The 20335-nt window shown below is 28.6% G+C and carries 19 protein-coding genes and 1 tRNA gene; 11 read left to right on the top strand and 9 right to left on the bottom strand.

The genetic code is table 11. The annotated features are described in order from the left end of the window. Nucleotides 1-40: 40 nt before the first annotated feature. On the top strand, nucleotides 41-2248 hold the full coding sequence (locus M6G78_RS08595) for a leucine-rich repeat protein (RefSeq protein ID WP_253230167.1): 2208 nt from the start codon (nucleotides 41-43) through the stop codon (nucleotides 2246-2248). Nucleotides 2249-2314: 66 nt separating this feature from the next. On the opposite strand, the gene M6G78_RS08590 is transcribed toward M6G78_RS08595, so the two are convergent. The 5 genes from M6G78_RS08590 to M6G78_RS08570 form a co-directional block, all read right to left on the bottom strand. After that, nucleotides 2315-2407: transfer RNA gene (locus M6G78_RS08590), tRNA-Ser, on the bottom strand. Between the two features lie 124 nt (nucleotides 2408-2531). Then, nucleotides 2532-3092, bottom strand: a complete 561-nt coding sequence (gene efp / locus M6G78_RS08585; RefSeq protein ID WP_138268158.1) for an elongation factor P — start codon at nucleotides 3090-3092, stop codon at nucleotides 2532-2534. A 71-nt stretch (nucleotides 3093-3163) separates the two neighbouring features. Then, nucleotides 3164-3829 (bottom strand): TIGR03936 family radical SAM-associated protein, encoded by a 666-nt coding sequence (locus tag M6G78_RS08580; RefSeq protein WP_171020554.1) that lies wholly within the window; start codon nucleotides 3827-3829, stop codon nucleotides 3164-3166. Continuing rightward, the gene (locus M6G78_RS08575) at nucleotides 3819-5603 is read right to left on the bottom strand and encodes a TIGR03960 family B12-binding radical SAM protein (RefSeq protein ID WP_253230166.1); all 1785 of its coding nucleotides are present in this window, start codon (nucleotides 5601-5603) and stop codon (nucleotides 3819-3821) included. Before M6G78_RS08575 ends, M6G78_RS08580 begins: the two co-directional genes overlap by 11 nt. A 105-nt stretch (nucleotides 5604-5708) precedes the next feature. After that, entirely contained in the window at nucleotides 5709-5924 is a 216-nt protein-coding gene (locus M6G78_RS08570; protein ID WP_138268155.1) for a helix-turn-helix transcriptional regulator, read from the bottom strand. A 336-nt stretch (nucleotides 5925-6260) separates the two neighbouring features. Here M6G78_RS08570 and M6G78_RS08565 point away from each other — a divergent pair, with 336 nt between their 5' ends. Both M6G78_RS08565 and M6G78_RS08560 read left to right on the top strand, forming a co-directional pair. Then, nucleotides 6261-8177 (top strand): aconitate hydratase, encoded by a 1917-nt coding sequence (locus M6G78_RS08565; protein ID WP_138268154.1) that lies wholly within the window; start codon nucleotides 6261-6263, stop codon nucleotides 8175-8177. Nucleotides 8178-8256: 79 nt separating this feature from the next. Continuing rightward, the gene (locus tag M6G78_RS08560) at nucleotides 8257-8886 is read left to right on the top strand and encodes a hypothetical protein (protein WP_253230165.1); all 630 of its coding nucleotides are present in this window, start codon (nucleotides 8257-8259) and stop codon (nucleotides 8884-8886) included. Between the two features lie 132 nt (nucleotides 8887-9018). On the opposite strand, the gene M6G78_RS08555 is transcribed toward M6G78_RS08560, so the two are convergent. Continuing rightward, nucleotides 9019-9984 carry an NAD(P)H-dependent glycerol-3-phosphate dehydrogenase gene (locus M6G78_RS08555; RefSeq protein WP_253230164.1) on the bottom strand — a complete coding sequence of 322 codons (966 nt, stop codon included), beginning with the start codon at nucleotides 9982-9984 and terminating at the stop codon, nucleotides 9019-9021. Nucleotides 9985-10202: 218 nt separating this feature from the next. Between M6G78_RS08555 and M6G78_RS08550 the strand changes: the two genes are divergently transcribed. The 4 genes from M6G78_RS08550 to M6G78_RS08535 all read left to right on the top strand — a co-directional run bounded on the left by M6G78_RS08550 (nucleotide 10203) and on the right by M6G78_RS08535 (nucleotide 14042). After that, complete coding sequence (locus M6G78_RS08550) at nucleotides 10203-10454, top strand: putative signal transducing protein (RefSeq protein WP_138268151.1); 252 nt, start codon at nucleotides 10203-10205, stop codon at nucleotides 10452-10454. Nucleotides 10455-10466: 12 nt separating this feature from the next. Continuing rightward, entirely contained in the window at nucleotides 10467-11711 is a 1245-nt protein-coding gene (locus tag M6G78_RS08545; protein WP_253230163.1) for a glutamate-cysteine ligase family protein, read from the top strand. Between the two features lies 1 nt (nucleotide 11712). Further along, nucleotides 11713-13041, top strand: coding sequence for a glutathionylspermidine synthase family protein (locus M6G78_RS08540; RefSeq protein WP_138268149.1), 1329 nt, complete (start codon nucleotides 11713-11715; stop codon nucleotides 13039-13041). Between the two features lie 98 nt (nucleotides 13042-13139). Further along, nucleotides 13140-14042 (top strand): YafY family protein, encoded by a 903-nt coding sequence (locus M6G78_RS08535; RefSeq protein ID WP_253230162.1) that lies wholly within the window; start codon nucleotides 13140-13142, stop codon nucleotides 14040-14042. 12 nt (nucleotides 14043-14054) lie between these two features. On the opposite strand, the gene M6G78_RS08530 is transcribed toward M6G78_RS08535, so the two are convergent. Beyond that, a complete protein-coding gene (locus tag M6G78_RS08530; protein ID WP_138269712.1) occupies nucleotides 14055-14687 on the bottom strand; it encodes an HAD-IA family hydrolase in 633 nt (210 codons plus the stop codon). A 72-nt stretch (nucleotides 14688-14759) separates the two neighbouring features. Beyond that, the gene (locus M6G78_RS08525) at nucleotides 14760-15014 is read right to left on the bottom strand and encodes a Veg family protein (protein ID WP_138269713.1); all 255 of its coding nucleotides are present in this window, start codon (nucleotides 15012-15014) and stop codon (nucleotides 14760-14762) included. 190 nt (nucleotides 15015-15204) lie between these two features. Between M6G78_RS08525 and M6G78_RS08520 the strand changes: the two genes are divergently transcribed. From M6G78_RS08520 to larC, 4 genes are all read left to right on the top strand, one after another. Then, nucleotides 15205-16878: a peptidoglycan DD-metalloendopeptidase family protein gene (locus M6G78_RS08520; protein WP_253230161.1), complete on the top strand. Its 1674-nt coding sequence runs from the start codon at nucleotides 15205-15207 to the stop codon at nucleotides 16876-16878. 15 nt (nucleotides 16879-16893) lie between these two features. Further along, nucleotides 16894-17253 (top strand): hypothetical protein, encoded by a 360-nt coding sequence (locus M6G78_RS08515; protein ID WP_138269715.1) that lies wholly within the window; start codon nucleotides 16894-16896, stop codon nucleotides 17251-17253. Between the two features lie 102 nt (nucleotides 17254-17355). Beyond that, nucleotides 17356-17916: a phosphoadenosine phosphosulfate reductase family protein gene (locus M6G78_RS08510; RefSeq protein ID WP_171020684.1), complete on the top strand. Its 561-nt coding sequence runs from the start codon at nucleotides 17356-17358 to the stop codon at nucleotides 17914-17916. 210 nt (nucleotides 17917-18126) lie between these two features. After that, nucleotides 18127-19602, top strand: a complete 1476-nt coding sequence (gene larC, locus M6G78_RS08505) for a nickel insertion protein (protein WP_253230160.1) — start codon at nucleotides 18127-18129, stop codon at nucleotides 19600-19602. Between the two features lie 49 nt (nucleotides 19603-19651). On the opposite strand, the gene M6G78_RS08500 is transcribed toward larC, so the two are convergent. Then, nucleotides 19652-20335, bottom strand: a 684-nt coding sequence (locus tag M6G78_RS08500) for an EF-Tu/IF-2/RF-3 family GTPase (RefSeq protein ID WP_253230159.1), incomplete at its 5' end; no start/stop codon positions are given.

Genomic DNA, 20335 nt, shown 5'->3' with positions numbered 1-20335 from the left:
TGATAAAATAATTATAACGTTAAAATTAAAGGAGAAAGCCATGAAGAAGAAATTACTCAAATGTTTATGTATGCTTGCTATATGTTTTGCCTTTATATTCCTTTTTATTCCAAAGGAAAGCTTTGCTGCATCAGACGACTGGACGTATAATGCACAAAACCAAACATTAACAAACAGTGAAAATACTCAATTAGTAATAAATAATGTAACGGCTGACGGAAATAGTTTAACCATAGGAGCAAATCAAAAAGGAAGTTTTACAACTCTTGATTTAACGGGAGAAATAAGAGACGGGAATGGAACAGAGTATGCGATTACCGAAATCGATAGTCAAGGTTTTTATGCTTGTTCCTCATTAACAAATATAGAACTTCCAAACACTCTTACACATATTGGAGACTCTGCTTTTGAAAGTTGTGAAGCGTTAAAGGAAATAGTAATTCCAGACAGTGTAACTTCAATGGGAGGATGGGTGTTTAAATATTGTTATGGACTTGAAAACGTAACATTATCTAATAATTTAACATCAATCAAAGACAGTACTTTTCAGTTATGTGAGGCATTAACTGAAATAACCATACCAGATAGTGTAACATCGATTGAGACAAATGCATTTGCAAACTGCTCTTCATTAACTAAAATAAATATACCTAACGGAGTAAGTAGAATAAACGAAAATACATTTTACAAATGCTACTCATTAAGTGAAATAACCATACCGGATAGCGTGACATCAATAGGTACTTTATCATTTTTCGGGTGTAGAGCTTTAAGTGAAATAACAATACCTGAAAATGTAACCTCTATTGAGGAAAGTGCATTTCAAGGGTGTATCTTATTAAATGAAATAACAATACCTAAGGGGGTAACCTCTATTAGTAATTATGCATTTTTTGAGTGTAAAGCCTTAAGTAAAGTAAACATTTTAGGTAATGTAACGAAAATAGGCGATTATGCATTTCAATCATGCGAAGCACTAGAAGAAATAAATATACCAGATAGTGTAACATCAATAGGTACATTTGCATTTAAAAATTGCTATTCATTAACAAATATAAACATACCGGATGGAGTGACATCAATTAATAATTATACATTTGATGGGTGTAAATCATTAAGTGAAATAGTAATTCCAAGCAGTGTGACAACAATAGGAAGTTCTGCCTTTGAAGATTGTTATTCATTAAGCAAGGTAACTATGTCAGATGGAATTACATCAATTAATGGGTCTGCCTTTAAAGGATGTAGATCTTTAAGTGAAATAACCATTCCAGATACTGTAACAACATTAGGAAGTTCTGTATTTTCAGGCTGTACTTTATTAACAAAGGTAAATATACCAGGTGGAGTAACATCAATTAGCAGTTATCTATTTAGAGAATGCAGTTCATTAAGTGAAGTAATCATTCCGGATAAAGTAACGAAAATAGGAAGTTCTGCCTTTGAAGGATGCAGTTCCTTAAAGGAAATAACAATTCCAAATAATGTAACATCAATAGGAGAGTACGCTTTTGAAGACTGCTCTTCATTAACAAAGATAAACATACCGGATGGAGTTACATCAATTAGTAAATATACTTTTGATGGATGTAGTTCTTTAACTGAAATAACAATTCCAAAGAATGTTACATCAATAGAAAGATATGCATTTGAAAATTGTACTTTGCTTAAAAAGGTTTATTTATTGAGTGAAACTCCTGTATCTATTGGAGATGATATTTTTTATAATTGTAATAGTCTTTCTGTTATTTATGTTCCTTCTGCTTTGGTTGAAGAATATAAAAGCTCAAATGACTGGATCAATTATAAAGATATAATCAAAGGAATATATAAATTAACCGTTGAAAATGGAAGTGGAAGCGGTAATTTTGGAGAAGGTGAAATAGTAAGCATAAAAGCAAATGATAATAATAAGAACGGACATTTTACTTCATGGAGCATAACGAGCGGAAAGGATATTGTTTTTTCTAATATAAATGCAGTAGAAACTATATTTACAATGCCAAATAGTGATGTTATAATTACTGCTATTTTTGAAGCTCATAATTATGTAAACGGAAAATGTAGTGTTTGCGGATATGAAGACTCTGATTATATTATCTCTAACGGTGATAGAAACGATAAGACAACAGCTTCTTTAGTTAATACATCAGATGAGAATAATGTTATAGTTTATGTTACTTTGCTTATAATATCTTTAATGGCAATAGGAAGTTTATATATTTATAAAAATAAAAAAGACTGTTAAGAATTCTTAACAGTCTTTTCTTATGTTTTTATGATAAATAAAAAAAGCCCTAAGGCTTATAAATTATGGCGGAGTGGGTGGGATTCGAACCCACGGTACCCCGATAAGAGTACAATTGATTTCCAATCAATCCCGTTATGACCACTTCGATACCACTCCTAATTATTTACTTATTAATAATATCTAAAAAGGTCTATAAAATCAAGTAAATTGTTTTTTATTATCTTTAAATGGTAATTTCTTTAATTAAAAAAGACCGCATATTGCGGTCTTATATTTTTTACTATTTAACTCTTTCCATGTATTCACCAGTTCTTGTATCGATTCTGATGATATCTCCTTCTTCAACGAATAAAGGAACATTAACTTGAGCGCCTGTTTCTACAGTTGCAGGTTTTGTTGCACCTTGAGCTGTATCACCTTTAAAACCAGGTTCTGTTTGAGTTATTTCTAATTCAACAAATAATGGAGGTGCCACGCTGAAAGCTTCTCCCGCATGGAATCTGATTGTAGCATTATCATTTTCTTTTAAGTAGATAATAGCATCTGCTACTTGGTCGTAGTTAAGTGGAATTTGGTCAAAAGTTTCACCATCCATGAAATAGTATAATTCACCATCGTTGTATAAATATTGCATTTCTTTTGTTGTAATTTCTGCTTTTGGATATTTTTCGTTTGGTGAAAATGTTTTTTCTACAGTTGAACCTGTTTTAATGTTTTTTATTTTTGCTCTTACGAAAGCGCTTCCTTTTCCTGGTTTTACATGTTGAAATTGAACAATTGTAAATACGTCTCCGTCCATTTCAAATGTTACACCATTTCTAAAATCGCCTGCTGAAATCATAAATTATATACCTCCATATATTTTGTAACCTATTATTTTTCACATATTCAATTTATTATAGCATACATATTTTAGTTTGGAAATAGTATTGTATCTTTTTTTTCCAACTTTACTTTGTTTGCTTTTTCAATTTCTTCAAAGTTTTCTCTTAAAAGTTTTAATAAATCATTTGGTGATAAAATTTCATTTATTCTTAAAGAAAGAGTAGTGTTTATGATTAATACATTATTTTCTTGTTCACATGTAAAATCAAATATATTTGGTTTTATGTCTCTTGTTACTTCTCTTCCTTTTTTATTTATTTTTGTTATATTTAATTCAATGGAATTTTTTATAAAGTCATTTATTTTATCATCAAGATTATTATTTTCTTCACTTATATATATTTTTATTTGATATATGGCACTGTCAAGAACTTTCCCGAGTGTTTTTGAACCTTCTTCAAGTTTTTCTGCCTTTATTATTTGAAGATTATCAGGAAGAGCATTGTTTAATCTTTCCATTAGTTCATTAGTTTCATAATCTTCTTTAGTTTCAACATCCATATATTCTCCCTTAGAAGACGTAAATAAAGGCAGCGGTGGGGCAAAGTGTACTTTTGGATGAGGGTTAAAACCTTTTGAATGTTCAAGATCCATTCCTGCTCTTCTAAATGATCTTTGTACTACATTTAGTATATCAAGATGAGATATAAAAACGAGATTATCTACTTTTATATATTTAAGTCTATACTTCAAATTTACACCTCCCATATGCTTTGCTTATCCCACAAGCCGAGCATTGTTTATGACAAGGCGGGGTTGTGGTTTCTTTTTTTGCTTTTTCATTTTCCCTTATTAAGAATTCTTTATCTACATGATAATCGAATTTATCCCAAGGAAGTTCATCTTCATAAGTAAGCTTTCTTGATGCATATTCCTGTGCATCTATTCCCATATCTTTTAAGGCTTTTATCCAGCCTTCATAGTTGAAATGATCAAACCATGAGTCAAATACACATCCGTTATTATATGCGTTTATTATCGCCTGTGACAAGCTCCTGTCTCCCTTTGCAAGCACTGCTTCAAGCATTGAAAGTTTGCTGTCATGGTAATTATATGTTACCTGCTTTGGCATTACAGATTTTAGATATTGTTGTTTTCTGTGAAATTCTTCCATTGTGTTTTGAGGGAACCACTGAAATGCCGTAAAAGGTTTTGGAACAAAGCACGATGTGCTTACAGTAAGTTTAAATGGTTTTGCTCTTTTCTTCTTATCTATGCTGTAATATACATCAATTATTTTTTGTGCAAGGTCTGCAATACCTTTTATATCTTCGTCTGTTTCGTATGGTAGACCTATCATAAAATAAAGTTTTATTTTTGAGTATCCTGTTTCAAATACTTGTTTTATTGTTGATAAGATTTCTTCTTCGGTTAAGTTTTTATTTATTATGTTTCTCATTCTTTGGCTGCCTGCTTCAGGGGCAAAAGTAAGAGAACCTTTCTTTTGATTTCCAAGTTCTTCAGATAATTCAAGAGAGAATTGATCCATTCTAAGAGATGGAAGAGAAATATTTACTTTCTTATCTTTATAAGTTGAAACAAGATGTTTTATTAAATCCATACAATGAAAATGGTCTGTTGTGCTAAGGCTTGAAAGAGACATTTCTTCATACCCTGTATTTTCTATTAAAGCTTTTGCTTCCTTTTGTAAGTTTTCTAGAGATTTTTGTCTTACGGGACGGTATATCATTCCTGCTTGGCAAAATCTACATCCTCTGAAACATCCACGCATTACTTCAAGTGTTATTCTGTCATGTACTGCCGGAGTGTATGGAACAACCGGTTTTTTTATTGTGTATACGTTGTTCATACTTTCAATAATAGATTTCTCTACTTTTTCTTGTTTGATTTCTTCAAGGTTTGGAATATATACTCCCGTAACTTCACTGGCTTTTATAAGGAAATCTTTTTTTGAAGAAGAATTCTTATATAATTCCATTAAGTGAGGTAATACTTCTTCTCCTTCTCCAAGCATCATCAAATCAAAAAAGTCTGCAAATGGTTCTGGATTACATGTGCAAGGACCTCCGCAAACAACAAGAGGATCATCTTCGGTTCTGTCTTTTGCAAGGAATGGAATTCCTGCAAGATCAAGCATTAAAAGAACTGTTGTAAGGCACATTTCAAATTGTATTGTAAAACCTACAAAATCACAGTCTGATACTTTTGAGAAACTTTCCAAAGTATATAATGGGAAGTTGTGTTCTCTCATAAGGTTAACCATGTCCATGTTGGGAGCAAATACTCTTTCACACATTACATCATCCATATTATTTAATACTTCATAAAGTATTTTCATTCCAAGATGTGACATTCCTATTTCATATATATCAGGGAAACAAAAAGCAAATCTAACCGCAGGATTTTCCTTTGGCTTTTCGCTGTTAAATTCATCTCCGATATATCTTGATGGTTTTTCTACGTAAGGTAAAATATTTTCAAATAAATAATTTTTTAAATCTTTCATATTCTTTCCTCATATATGTTTTGATGGTTTATTATAGCATGTTTAAACGATTTTTAAAAGATGTTGATATCTTACAGTAAATAAAAAAACTCCATAAGGAGTTTTTTATTCGTTTTTGTTTTCTTCATCATCGATTAACAAATCTTCAATTTTGCAGTCAAATACTTTTAACAGTCTTTCAAGCATATCGAAAGTAATTTTTGTAGTCTCGTTTTCAACGAGTTTGTTTACAGTTGTGTAGTTACTGTTTAACTGCTTCATTAACCAATATCTTGTTTTGTTTTCTTTTTGTAGTAAATACTTTAAATTTAGCCTAATCATGACAAACTTCCTTTTTTTAATTATTCATTATATTTTAAACAAATCTTATTTAAAATATAAGTAGTTTAAAAATAAGATATTTTTAAGAAACTTATTTATAAATAATATATATACTTGTTTTATTTTATAAATTTATAATTACATATATTAATTTTTATACATATGGTATCTTATATAAAAATAGATTCTCATTTAAAAATCCCTATTATATATAATTATTATTTTATTATTTTTGCATAAATATACGTTTTCATGTTTATATATTTCTATTATTTATTGAAAATTCCAAATTTTTTTGATAATATAGATTAAATGAAATTTTAAGGAGATAAATTTATGAAAAAGACTCTTACATATAAAATACTTGAAAGTCATCTTGTAAGTGGGAACATGGTAGCCGGAGAAGGTATTTCAATAAGAATAGATAATACACTTACTCAAGACTCAACTGGAACAATGGCTTATTTGCAATATGAAGCAATAAGTGATGATAAAGTAAAGACAAAACGTTCTGTTGCTTATATTGACCATAATATGCTTCAAACAGGTCCTGAAAATATGGATGACCATATATATATTCAAACAGTAACAGATAAAATCGGGGTTATTTATTCTCGTCCCGGAAATGGAATATGTCATAGACTTAATCTTGAAAGATTTTCTATGCCAGGTGAAACACTTCTTGGTTCAGATTCTCATACTCCTACTTGCGGTGGAGTAGGTATGATTGCTATTGGCGCCGGTGGTCTTGATATTGCAGCAGCTATGGCAGGAAGTGAATATTATCTAACAATGCCTAAAGTTGTAGGGGTAAAACTTACAGGAAAACTTGATAAAGGCGTTAGCGCAAAAGACGTAATTCTTGAAGTTTTAAGAAGACTTTCTGTAAAAGGCGGAGTTGGTAAAGTTATAGAATACTATGGTGAAGGAGTTAAATCTCTAACAGTATCACAAAGAGGCTCTATTACAAACATGGGTGCGGAACTTGGTGCTACAACATCAATTTTCCCTTCAGACGAAGTAACTCTTAAATTCTTTAAAGCACAACACAGAGAAGAAGATTATAAACCTTTATGTGCTGATGAAGGCTGTGAATATGATGAAAATCTTGAAATTAATTTAAGCGAACTAAAACCTCTTGCTGCTTGTCCTCATTCACCTGATAATGTAAAAAGCGTAAAAGAACTTGAAGGAACAAAAATAACTCAAGTATCAATCGGAAGTTGTACAAACTCTTCTTATGAAGATTTAATGACAGCAGCTAAAATACTTAAAGGAAAAACAATTGCAGATAACGTATCTCTTACAATAGCTCCCGGTTCAAGACAAGTTCTTGATATGCTTTCAAGAGACGGCGGACTTTCTGATTTAATAAACGCAGGTGCAAGAATACTTGAATGTGGTTGTGGTCCTTGTATTGGTATGGGACAAAGCCCTAACTCTGGCGGGGTATCTCTAAGAACATTTAACAGAAACTTTAAAGGTAGAAGTGGTACTGTAGATGCAAATGTATATCTTGTATCTCCAGAAGTTGCTGCTTATTCTGCAATAAAAGGTGAAATTGCCGATCCTTACGGAAAAATTGACTTTGTTGTTGAAGAACCAAGTGAATATATTATCAACGATAATATGTTTATTATGCCAAAACCTGATAAAAACAAAGTCAGTGTAAAAGGTCCAAATATTAAACCTTTCCCTAAAGCAAGCGTTATATATAATGATTTTGAATTAAAAGCAGTAACAAAACTTGGTGATAATATTACAACTGATGATATTATGCCTTCAAATGCTAAACTTCTTCCATTTAGATCAAATATTGAATATTTAAGTGAATTCTGCTTAAGACCTGTTGATGAAAACTTTGCTACAAAAGCAAAAGCAGAAGAAAAAGGTTCAATTATCGTTGCAGGAGATAACTACGGACAAGGTTCAAGTAGGGAACATGCTGCTCTAGCTCCTTTGTATCTTGGTGTAAAAGTTGTTATAGCAAAATCATTTGCAAGAATTCATAAAAATAATTTAATCAACAACGGTATCGTTCCTTTAACATTTATAGATGAGGCTGATTATGATACTATAGACATTGATGACGTTTTAAGTGCAAAAGATGTATTAAAGCAACTTGATACAGATGAAGTCATAATTAAAAATGAAACTAAAAATAAAGAATATAAATTAAGACTTATTGTATCAGACAGAGAAAGAATGTTACTTAAAAACGGCGGACTTATAAATTATTTAAAAACCAAATAGTTTTCATAAAAATTTTCTGGGATGTTAGTGTTTTTAAAAATTTAATTTTATATTTTATAACATAAAAGGGGAAAATGACATGGATATTTCAAGAAAAGAAAAAAAAATATTGAAAGAGCAAAGACGTCAAGAAGAAGAGGAAAAGAGAAGAGAGGAAGAATTATTCGGTATTGAGTCAAAAAAATCATTTAACAAAAAACCTTTGATTATTATAACAGTGTGTGCTTTTATTATTGCGCTTTTAATATCTATGGTTATGTTATGGGGTATGTTTTTTAAAAACGACAATACATTAGGTAAAGAGCTGAAAGTAACTGACAGTGCATATATGCAAATACCTAAAGAATGGGAAGATTATGAGGTGGATTATGATTCTGGCGGAACTTCTTTTTCAAACAGTCAGGATATAAACAAAAATTATTATTTTTATTTTGATACAAACGAATATAAAGATAATATAGAAAATAATATTGATAATTGGATATCTTTTCAAAAAGAAAGTGTTGAAATAAAAAATAAGATAGATTTAAATATTGATGATAGAGAAGCTATAATGATTGAGTATGAAGATGATATGGGAGAAGGTTATTCTACTTATTCAAGATATTATGCGATACAAAACGGAGATAATGTTGTTTATATACTTTTTACTACAGACAAAAACGATTTTAGTGAGTTGGAAAAAGCATTGGAAACTTTTCATTTTTAAGAATGAATTGCTCTATATGCTATGTTAATTAAATAGAAATAATGTTGGTAATATAAAACATATCGGTTTGTTGTTTATTTAAAACCGATATGTTTTTATTGTAGATTTGATTATTTGTTTTATACAAATATTTTAATAAAATTCTTTTTTTACGCTTCTGAGAAACATATCTTTTAACATTTTATGAGGATTTACTTCTTCTTTGAGAACGGCATTTACTCCGGAGGTTATTGGCATATCTATATTATATTTTTTGCTTAATTTAACAAGTGCCTCTGCTGTTGTCACTCCTTCTGCAAGATAGTTGTCACTATTTGTGCCTTTTACGAAGTTTTCTCCGTATTTTCTGTTGTTTGAGAATTCGCTGAACAGTGTTGCTTCATAGTCTCCCAGGTGACAAAGTCCATAAGCAGTGATTTCTCGTCCTCCCATAGCCTTTATCAGTCTTGAAACTTCTCTTGCTCCTCTTGCCATTAATGCACCTTTTAGTGAAGCGTATCCCACAGCATCAAGCATTCCCGCTGCAATACCAATTACATTTTTTGCTGCAGCTCCTATTTCATCGCCGATCAAATCATCTCCTATATAAAGTCTTATAAGATCACTTGAAAATTCTTTAACTACTTTATTTGTTATTTCTTCGCTTTTGCTGTCTATAACCATACAATTAGGAATTCTTTTTACAAAACTTTGAACATGTCCAGGTCCAACCCATACTGCAACATTTGCATTTTCGCCAAGAACTTCTTCGACAACTTGTGTAAGTCTGTCACCTGTAGCTATTTCGATGCCTTTCATACAAAGAATAAAAATTTTATCTTTATAATCAAATTCTTTTATATTCTTTAATAGATTTCTTAGTTGTTGTGAGGAAATTGAAATTATAATTATCTCATTACTTTCAACAGCTTCTTTTAAATTGGTTGTTAGCTTTGTGTTTTCACTTAAATATAAATATTTGTTTTTTCTTGTATTTATTAATTCTTTTAAATTATTGGAATTTTCTCTTCCCCATATTGTTACATCATGACCTATTTTGTCACTATACCAACCTAAAAAAGTTCCCCATCTACCACATCCAAGTACAGATACCTTCATAATTTACCTCTTTAAATTTATTTTGATATAATTATTTTACATTTTAAATATTTATTATTCAATATTAAAATACATTTAAAATTTTATTCAAAATATGGGTATTTATAAAAAATTTATTATTTATTGTCAAAAATATTTTTAAACTATTGAATTGTGTTATTATAAAATATATTTGTAAAAATTTTACAATAGGTTATAATAAAACCGAGGTATTTAGTATGAAAATAAAAGAAAATTATAATATGAAGTTTTTAATGGAAGTAAATAACGATGTTGAAGCCTGTGTTGTAGAAGGGCTTCTTGATTCTTGCAATATAAAAGTAAAGTTAAAATATGACACAGATATTGGCGGAGCAAAGGTTATAATTGGAAAAAGTGCAATGCCTGTTAATATATATGTAAATAAAGAAGATTATGAGCTTGCAAAAGAAATAATAAACAGTGAATTTGAAGAGAGTAAAGAAGATTAAGAAGGTAACACTATGAATTATTATGACATAAATTTAAAGAAGTTTGTGGACTATTTTAAAAATGGAATAAAACAAAAAGAAGATAAAACTCTAGGTGTTGAACTTGAGCATTTTATTGTTAAAGAGAATATGGAAAGTGTAGATTATTATGAAGAACATGGTGTAAGATATATTCTCGAAAAATTAAGTCCATTTTTTGATGAGAAGGTATATAAAGACGGTAATCTTATTGGACTTTCGAAGAATAAATCAAATATTTCCTTAGAGCCTGCAAGTCAGCTTGAAATAAGCATTGGCCCTTTTATAAAAGTAGCCGATATATTGGAAGAATACAGTTATTTTCTTTTAAACATAACTCCGATTTTAAAAGAACTAAATTATAAAATCGTATACTCAGGATATCAACCTAAGTCGAAAGTTGATAATCTTAATTTAATACCTAAAAAACGTTATGAATATATGCTTGATTATTTTTCATCGGTAGGTAACCATGGTAAGAACATGATGAAAGGTTCTGCTTCAACTCAAGTAAGTGTTGATTATTTTAGTGAAGAGGATTTTAAAAATAAGTTCCGTCTTGCAAATATTTTTTCACCTTTAATTTCTTTAATGACAGATAATACATTTATATTTGAGGGAGAAGAATATAAGAAAAATTGTATTAGGGTAGAAATATGGAATGATGTAGACAAAGATAGAAGCATGGTTGTAAAAGATGCTTTAAATAAGGATTTTGGATTTGAAGATTATGCAAAATATATTTTAGATGCTCCTGCAATTTTAATTGAAGACGAACAAGGTAACAGTATTTATACAAAAGATAAAAAAATAAAGGATATATATAAAAATAAGGAAATAACAAAAAAGGATATAGAACATTTAATATCGATGTTTTTCCCTGATGTAAGGCTTAAGAATTATGTGGAAATAAGAATGGCAGATTGTATGCCAATGTATTATGCTCTTTCTTATGCGGCAATAATAAAGGGAATATTTTATAATGAAGAAACAATAAAATATTTTTTAGATAAATTTAGTTTTGTAAGAAACGAAGATGTTATAAAAGCAAAAGAAGAAATTATACAAAATGGATATGAAGCTAAAGTTTATGGTTTTTATGCTTCTGACATAATAATGGAAATGATAGAAATTGCAAAAGAAAACTTGCATGAAGAAGAAAAAGAAAGTGTTGATTTATTTTATCAGCTTGCAAAAAACAAACTCACTTTGAAAATGAAAAAAGAAAGAGGAGAGTAAGATGAAAGTAAGAGAACTTACGGAGGAATATTTAGATTTAATAAATGAAGATTTGGAATATTCAAAGGAGAATTATAACAAAGCTTTTGATTATATAAATTCTTCTACTGCGATTTATCATGGAAGCCCAATAAGATTTCCATATGTTCCAAAACTTTATACAAATGAAGTAATAGAGTATTTTGAATATGTAGCAAAAACTACACATACTATTCTTTGCAAAATAATTAATAAATACATGGAAGATGAGAATTACAGAAAACTATTCCCTTTTTCAAAAGAACTTGAAGAACTTATTCTTTGTGACAATGGATATTCTCAGCCTCTTCCAATAGCGAGAATAGATTTATTTTTTAATGAAGATGATTTTTCTTTTAAGTTTTGTGAGTTTAATGCCGACGGTGCAAGTGCCATGAATGAAGATAGAGAACTTAACAATGCTTATAAAGATGACAAATTATTTTTAAAATTTTGTGAAAGATACAATGTAAGACATTTTGAACTTTTCGATACATGGGTTGATGAATTTATGAATATTTACTCAGATTTTGAATATAAGGTAGATAACCCAACTGTTGCTATTGTTGATTTTATGGAAAGTGCAACGAATGAAGAGTTTAAAATATTTAAACAAAGATTTGAGAAAAAAGGTTATAAGACTTTAATAGAAGATATAACAACGTTAAAATATGATAACGGATTATATTCAAAAGACGGAGTAAAGATTGATGCTGTATACAGAAGAGCCGTAACAAGCGAACTTATGGAAAAGATCGATAAAGCTCCTGCTTTTATTGAAGCTATAAAAGACAAAAAGACTTGTATAATCGGTTCAATAAGAACACAGGTTATACATAATAAGATAATATATAAAATTATGCATCAAAAAGAAACTTTTGAATTTTTAACAGAGGAAGAAATTCAATTTATTAAAGAACACATTCCTGCAACAAGCTGGTTGAAAGACGGAGAATTTAACAGAGATGAAGTTGTAAACAATAAGGATAAATGGATAATAAAACCTGATGATTTATATGGAGCAAGGGGAGTATATGCCGGAGTTGATTATTCAAAGGAAGAATTTGAAAAACTTGTTGATGAAAATACAAATAAAGGATATCTCCTTCAAGAATACGCACCTATGTATAAAACAAAGAATTTCTTAAAAGAAAAAAGTGGGGAATTTGTGTTTGATGAATTTAACAATATGCCCGGACTTTTCCTTTATAATGGAAAATTTGCAGGAGTGTATTCAAGAGCGGGAAGACAAGGAATAATATGCGAAGATGCAGGCGGAGTTGCAATTTGTTCTATGAATGTGGATATTTAGTTTTACATGAATTTAAAGGAGGCTTGCCTCCTTTTGTTTTTTTATATTTTTGTAGTATCATAATATAAAGTAAACATAAAAGAGGTAATATTACATATATGAAAATAGACAGACTTGTTAGTATTGTTATAACATTAATTGAAGAAGATAAAGTTACGGTTTCATCTTTAGCAAAAAAATTAAATGTTTCAATCAGAACAATAAATAGAGATATACTGGAGTTATCTAATGCAGGAATTCCTATTACTACCGTTAAAGGAAAAAACGGTGGAGTAATGATAGATAAAGAATATAAAACTCAAAATAATATTTTAAATACAGATAATGCCGATACGATATACTCAGGACTTAGGAGTCTTGATAACATGACAAACAATGTCAGATATAAAATTTTACTTGATAAGTTTAAAGAACATCCAGATAGTGAAAATAATATAAATTTATCAAATTATTTTAATAATTCTTTATCTGATAAAATAGATAAAATAAATGATTCAATTTCAAAAAATAAAGTTATTAATTTTGATTATTTTTTAAAAAAAGGAAAGGTAAATATTAAAGTTCATCCTTATAGTCTTTCTTTTAGATGTTATTCTTGGTATTTATATGGATATTGTGAGAATGAAGAAAAAATTAATGTATATAATATAGATAAAATATTAAATTTAAATCAAGTTGAATGTTTTTTTAAGAAGAAAGAAGACATAGACGAAAAGAAAGAAATAGACAAAATATTTAAAAATAGAAAAGGTATTAATGTAGCAATATTATTTGATAAAAGTGTGGAATACAGATTGTTAAATGAATTTGGACAAGGAAGTTATATGCACTTTTTAGACGATAAATTGATTTTTGAATATACTTTTCATGATAAAGATTATTTGTTTTCATGGCTGCTTACTTTTGCAGATAAAGCGAAACTTATTTATCCAACAAAACTACGTGAAGATTTCCTTTGTATGTTAAATAAAATAAAAGATAATTATTCTATGGAAACATAAAAAACAGCTTTATTAGCTGTTTTTTACTATATCCAAAAGTTCTTTAAGGCTGTCAATAAAATAATTAGGGTTTTCTGTAGATAAGTATTCTTTTGTGTTATATCCGTATGTTACGCTTGCAACTTTAATATTTGCTTTATGAGCAGAAACAATATCCCTTACTTCATCACCTACATATAAAATTTCATCATCTTCTAATTTTAGTTTTTTCTTGATTTTATTTATTTTAATTTCCTTTGAGAATAAAGGTGAAGAAATAATAAAATCCATATTATTTATATTCTCGTTTTTAAGAAAATTATTTATATTTTTTTTCGTGTTTGAAGATATAATTCCCATATATTTTAAATTGCTTTTTAAATTTATTAAAATATCTTTTATATCTTCTTCATATGGGTCCATAGATTTATGATGTTCTTTCATAAGTTTCTGACCTTTTTTCATTAGTGAAAAAATTTTTAAATATGGAACTCCAAGGTCTTTTGCAATATTGTGAATTGGCTGTCTTTTTAATTCGTCAATATACTCATGTGTAATTTCTTTATAACCGTATTTTCTTGCAATTTGATTGTATACAACAAATATTACATTCTCTGTATTAGCTAATGTTCCATCAAAGTCAAAAATGACACATTTATAACTCATTTGTGTTTCCTTTTCCAAATCTTATTGTATTTTAGTTTATTATATCACAATATTATAAAAGTTAAATTACATTTATATTAACTTTCTCTTATTTATGTTTAAAATAATGGAATGGTTTATTATATCACAGTAAGAAAAAGTAAGCGTGTTTTGTTTGTTATTTGAGATTGTAGAAATAGTAAAAATATTTTGATAGGCATTTTCTATTGTTCCTTTTTGTTTTATTATTTTCCCTCTGGATTCTTTCCTTATAAAATAAACATCTTCACCTATATTATTTTTTATAAGATTTTTTGCATATGAATAAGAATATTTTGGTAGCTTCATCTAAACCTCCTTTTATATAAATTATTATTGACTTTTTCACTTTGTTTTAACCATTTTTTTCTTTTGTTTCCACAAAGTATCATTAAAATTAAAGTAATATTCTTTATTTTTTTTTACTAATATGGTAAACTTTTAATACGTGTAGATATTAACTATAAAGAGTTAAAACACAGGGAGGTCATGTTTATTCATGAAATTGAAATGGGTTAGTAGACGAAATGAGGAACAAGAACTTAATAAAGTCTACAGACAAATTGTAAAAAGAGAAAATAAATATCATATAGCTGAAGAATCAACTTATATACATAAAAAAGAAAATATATTTAAAAAAATTGCAGGCGGTAAAAAAGTAGAAAAGAAGCCTTCAAAAATAAGAGAGAAGTATCAAGATAGTTGGCTAAATAGACAAATTAATGAAATAAAAGAAGATTTGTCGGATTTAATTTTAAGTATTAAATATTACATTAAAAAATTAAAATTTGGTTTTAGAGATTTTAGAGTTTATGCTAAAAGCCACTTTTTTAATGTTGTTGTTGGATTTTTTGTACTAATTATTATAGGTGTTGGTGTATTTACTTACAATAATTTGTTTGCTTATGAAGTTGTATTTAATGGTACTAAAATAGGGGTTGTAAAAAATGTTGAAGATTTTGAACAGGCTCTAACAAATGTAGATGCAAACCTTACGAAATGGTATGGAAGTTCAAATGTATTCTATGAAAAATCTATAAGTTATCAAAAAGTACCTATTGAAAATCCAAATGATATTTTAGATAGTGATGAGTGTGAAAATGCAATATATAATATGAACTTACCTCTTTTTTGTAAAGGTGCAGTAATTACGGTAAATGGAGAAGAAGCAGTTAGAGTTGCGTCAACTCAAGATGCAAAAACTGTTATTTCAAATATAGGAAGCATTTATGAAGAAGAGAATGAAAATGAAAAAGTAATCAAAAGCAGTGAAGTAAAAGAAGATTTGGAATATAAAGAAAAACTTATTTCTATAGATTCTGCTATGGAAGTTCATGAAGCGATAGAATACTTAAACGATACTTCAGATAATAAAGTTGTAAATAATGATGACAGCAATATTTTAAATGCTATAGATGAAGCAAAAGAAGGGACAAACTTAGTAAGTGCTCTTAATTTTAGGGCAGATGATTTTGCTACAGAAGAAATAGATTCAAAACCTTCTATAACAATAACAACTGTAAAACAAGTAACTTATAAAGAAGATGTAGATTATAAAACAATATATAAGGATGATTCAAGCGTTTATGTAGGGACTACAAAAGTTACTCAAGAAGGAAAAGACGGAGAAAAGAAAGTAACGGCAGTAAATACATATGAAAATGGAGAAGTTGTTGAAAGTGATGTTCAAAGTGAGGAAATAATTGAAGATTATACTCCAAAAATTGTTGCAAGAGGTTCAAAACCTCTTCCTCCTACAACAAGCAGCGGAACATTCATTATGCCTGCAAGCGGTACGATATCAGCTTTAAATAAAGCAGGGTCTCATGCGGGATATAAAGCTGTTGATATTGCAAATCCTACCGGAACTCCTATTTATGCATCTGATACAGGTATAGTTGTTAGAGCAGGATGGTATGCAGGATATGGTAACTGTGTGGATATTGATCATGGTAATGGATATTTAACAAGATATGGTCATAACTCTTCAATTTTAGTTACTGTCGGACAAAAAGTTCAACAAGGTGAAAAAATTGCTTTAATGGGAAGTACAGGAAACTCAACAGGTCCACATTGTCACTTTGAAATTCACTATAATGGAGTTCAACAAGTTATATTAAATTATTTTGACTATTTAAGAAACGGACTTTATGTAAATGCCTTACAAGAATAATTCAGGAGAAATGTTTTGATTAGTACAATAATAATAATTATTTGTTTAGTGGCTGCTGTATTGCTTCAAGTTATACTATGCAAAAAAGATAATATTCATATGGGATTAATAATTCCAGGAATATTTATTCTTATCGCTCTTGTTATGAGTTTATTAGCCGGTGGGGATACTCTATTAAAAGTCAATACTTTTATGCAGTGGGTTTCTCCTGGTATTGTGGCACTTGCTATCTATATTTATATAAAAAAGAAAAAATATGACTTAAGAAAGCAAGAACATGAGGAATACAAAAAAAATCAAAATAATAATTTAGTTGATATAAATGAAAATGAAGTAATTGAAGTAGAAGCTGAAATAATAGATAAAGAGGAATAAAATCGGGGGGCAATAAGCCTCCCGTTTTTTATATTTAATATATATTTTAAATTATGTTGGTTTGTATTATAATGTAAACAAATATCTTAGGAGATGAAGATTATGACATTAGAAGAATTCTTTATGAAATATAAGAAAGTTGCTCTTGCATATAGTGGAGGAATAGACTCTTCATATCTTTTATATATGGCAAAAAAATATAATGTAGATGTAACGGCGTATTTTGTTAAAACAGAATTCCAGCCTAATTTTGCAATGAAAGATTGTCTAAGATTTGCAAAAAAGGTTGATGCAGATTTAAAGATAATTGCACAAAATATTATTGATAATTCTGATATTGTAAATAATAGTAGTAATAGATGTTATTTTTGCAAGAAGTATTTTATGAATCTTATAAAAACCAAGGCAAAAGAAGACGGATATGAGATATTAATTGACGGTACTAACTTTTCCGATGATGAATATGACAGTCCCGGTACAAAAGCTTTAAGGGAGATGAATATTTTATCACCTTTAAAAATGTGCAGTATTACGCAAAAAGATGTAATACAACTATCTCTTAAGGAAGGGCTTGATATTGAAAATAAAAATTCGTATTCTTGTCTTGCAACCAGAGTATGTGAAGGTGAAAAAATAACAAAAAAAACTTTTATCCAATATTGAAAAACTGAAGCATATCTTTTTTCTTTAAGTTTTAGAGATTTTGATTTATCTGTTACAAATAATACTGCTGTTATAACGGTAAAGAAAGATGATATGGATAATATTTTTGCATATAGAGATAAAATCATAATTGCAATGTCTCCGATGTTTGATAATGTTTACTTAAATTTAAACAATAAAAAATAGATAGATTTTATATTGGGAGGAAATATGAAACAAATTTATGTTAATTGTTCTAATGGTGCAGACTGCGAAAGTATATTATCTGCATTATATGATTTATATGATAATAAAATAGAATTTTTAAATGAAATAAATAATTTTAAAATTGGTGATATAAGAATTTCTTTTAACGATAGGAAAATAAATAATAATGTTTTTAAATGCATAAACAAGGATAAAATAGATAATGTTAATAAAGAAAAAAAAAGTAATGACAGCTCTAACGAAGAAGATTTTTCTCTTGACAGTTTATATGCATATGAAGTAGGTTATGATGATTATTTAAAAGAAAGAGCCACAATAAATAATAATGTAACTAATGAAAATAATGAAAAATCAGATTCTGAAATTATGGATTTTCCTTTAGACGGACTTTATGCATATGAAGTAGGTTATGATGATTATTTAAAAGAAAGAAATAAATATCAAAAAAAAGAACAGGATGTTAAGCATGAGCAAAATAATGACTTCCCAGTAGACAGCCTTTGTGCTTTTGAGATAGGCTATGATGATTATTTGAAGGAAATAATAAAGAATCATGAAAAAGAACATGAGCATAATAGTATTTTACTAAATGAAATTAATAATATTATAGATAAGACGAATTTAGATTTTAATATAAAAGAAGATATAAAAAATATATTTTCTATTCTTACTTTAGCTATGGCAAAAGTACAGGGGATTGATGTAAGTGAAGTTCATTTTCATAAAGATAAGATTTTTTATGATATTACTTATGTATGTGGGGTAGCATATTTAATAAATAAATTAAATGTAAAAAAAGTTATATCATCTTTTATTTCAGTAAGTAATATGAGTAACAATGCAGATAGCAGTTATTATATCGCAAATGAAATTTTAAAAGGAATTCCTGTACATGTAAAAGAAAATACAAAAAATCTTACTCCATTAGCTGCTGCTATTATAAAATACTATTCTGATGAGTTTATAAAGGATTTAAGTATAGTTTATAATAATATTGGATATGGAGTAGGGGAAAGTGAAGATATCCTTGTAGAAGTATTTATTGGGGATTATAATAATCAATTAATTCCGGAAGATAAGGTTATTTCTCTTTTAGTTGATTTATCTGATATGAACACAAATGAAATTGATTTTGTATTTGAAAGATTATTACAATCAGGAGTTTTAGATGTTTATACTATACCAATACATAAGAAAAATGGTTATTCAAGCTTAATGGAAGTCATATTAAATCCTGAAGATGAAGAATCTATTGTTAAAGAAATATTTAAGTATACTAAGGCCTTTGATATAAGAAGAAAAGAATATGATAGATATGTTTTGGATAAAAAGGTTGAAAATATATATACGAAATATGGTATGGTAAGATTTAATATTGCAAAAGGATTTGGTGTAAATAAAGTTGAACCTGAGATTGAAGATTTAAAAGAAATAGCAAAGCGAGAAAATATTACTTTGGATGAAATTGATTTTAAATAAAAAAAGAACATCTTTATTGATGTTCTTTTTTATTTATCATTTACTAAAATTATTCAACGATTTCAGCAACAACTCCTGAACCTACTGTTCTACCACCTTCTCTGATAGCGAATCTTAATCCTTCTTCGATAGCGATTGGTGTGATTAGTTCGATTGTTGTTGTAATGTTATCTCCAGGCATTACCATTTCTGCTCCGCCTTCTAATTCTACTACTCCTGTTACGTCTGTTGTTCTGAAGTAGAATTGTGGTCTGTATCCGTTAAAGAATGGTGTATGTCTACCACCTTCATCTTTTGTTAATACGTATACTTCTGCTTTGAATTTTGTATGTGGGTGAATTGAACCTGGTTTTGCTAATACTTGTCCTCTTTCAATTTCTGTTCTATCTACACCTCTTAGTAATGCTCCGATGTTATCTCCTGCAACACCTTCGTCAAGTTGTTTTCTGAACATTTCTACACCTGTTACTACTGACTTGTTGATTTCTTTTTTGATACCTACGATTTCAACTTCGTCTCCAACTTTTACGATACCTCTTTCTACTCTACCTGTTGCTACTGTACCTCTACCTGTGATTGAGAATACGTCTTCTACTGGCATTAGGAATGGTTTATCTGTATCTCTTACTGGTTCTGGAATGTAGTTGTCTACTTCTTCCATTAGTTCTAAGATTTTATCTCCCCATTCGCTTGATGGATCTTCTAATGCTTTTAATGCTGATCCGATTACGAT

Source organism: Anaerofustis sp. NSJ-163, from assembly GCF_024135845.1.
GTDB classification, from domain to species: Bacteria; Bacillota; Clostridia; order Eubacteriales; family Anaerofustaceae; genus Anaerofustis; species Anaerofustis butyriciformans.
The sequence above is the reverse complement of the archived record's forward strand: the minus strand, read 5'-3'. Positions and strand labels throughout refer to the sequence as shown.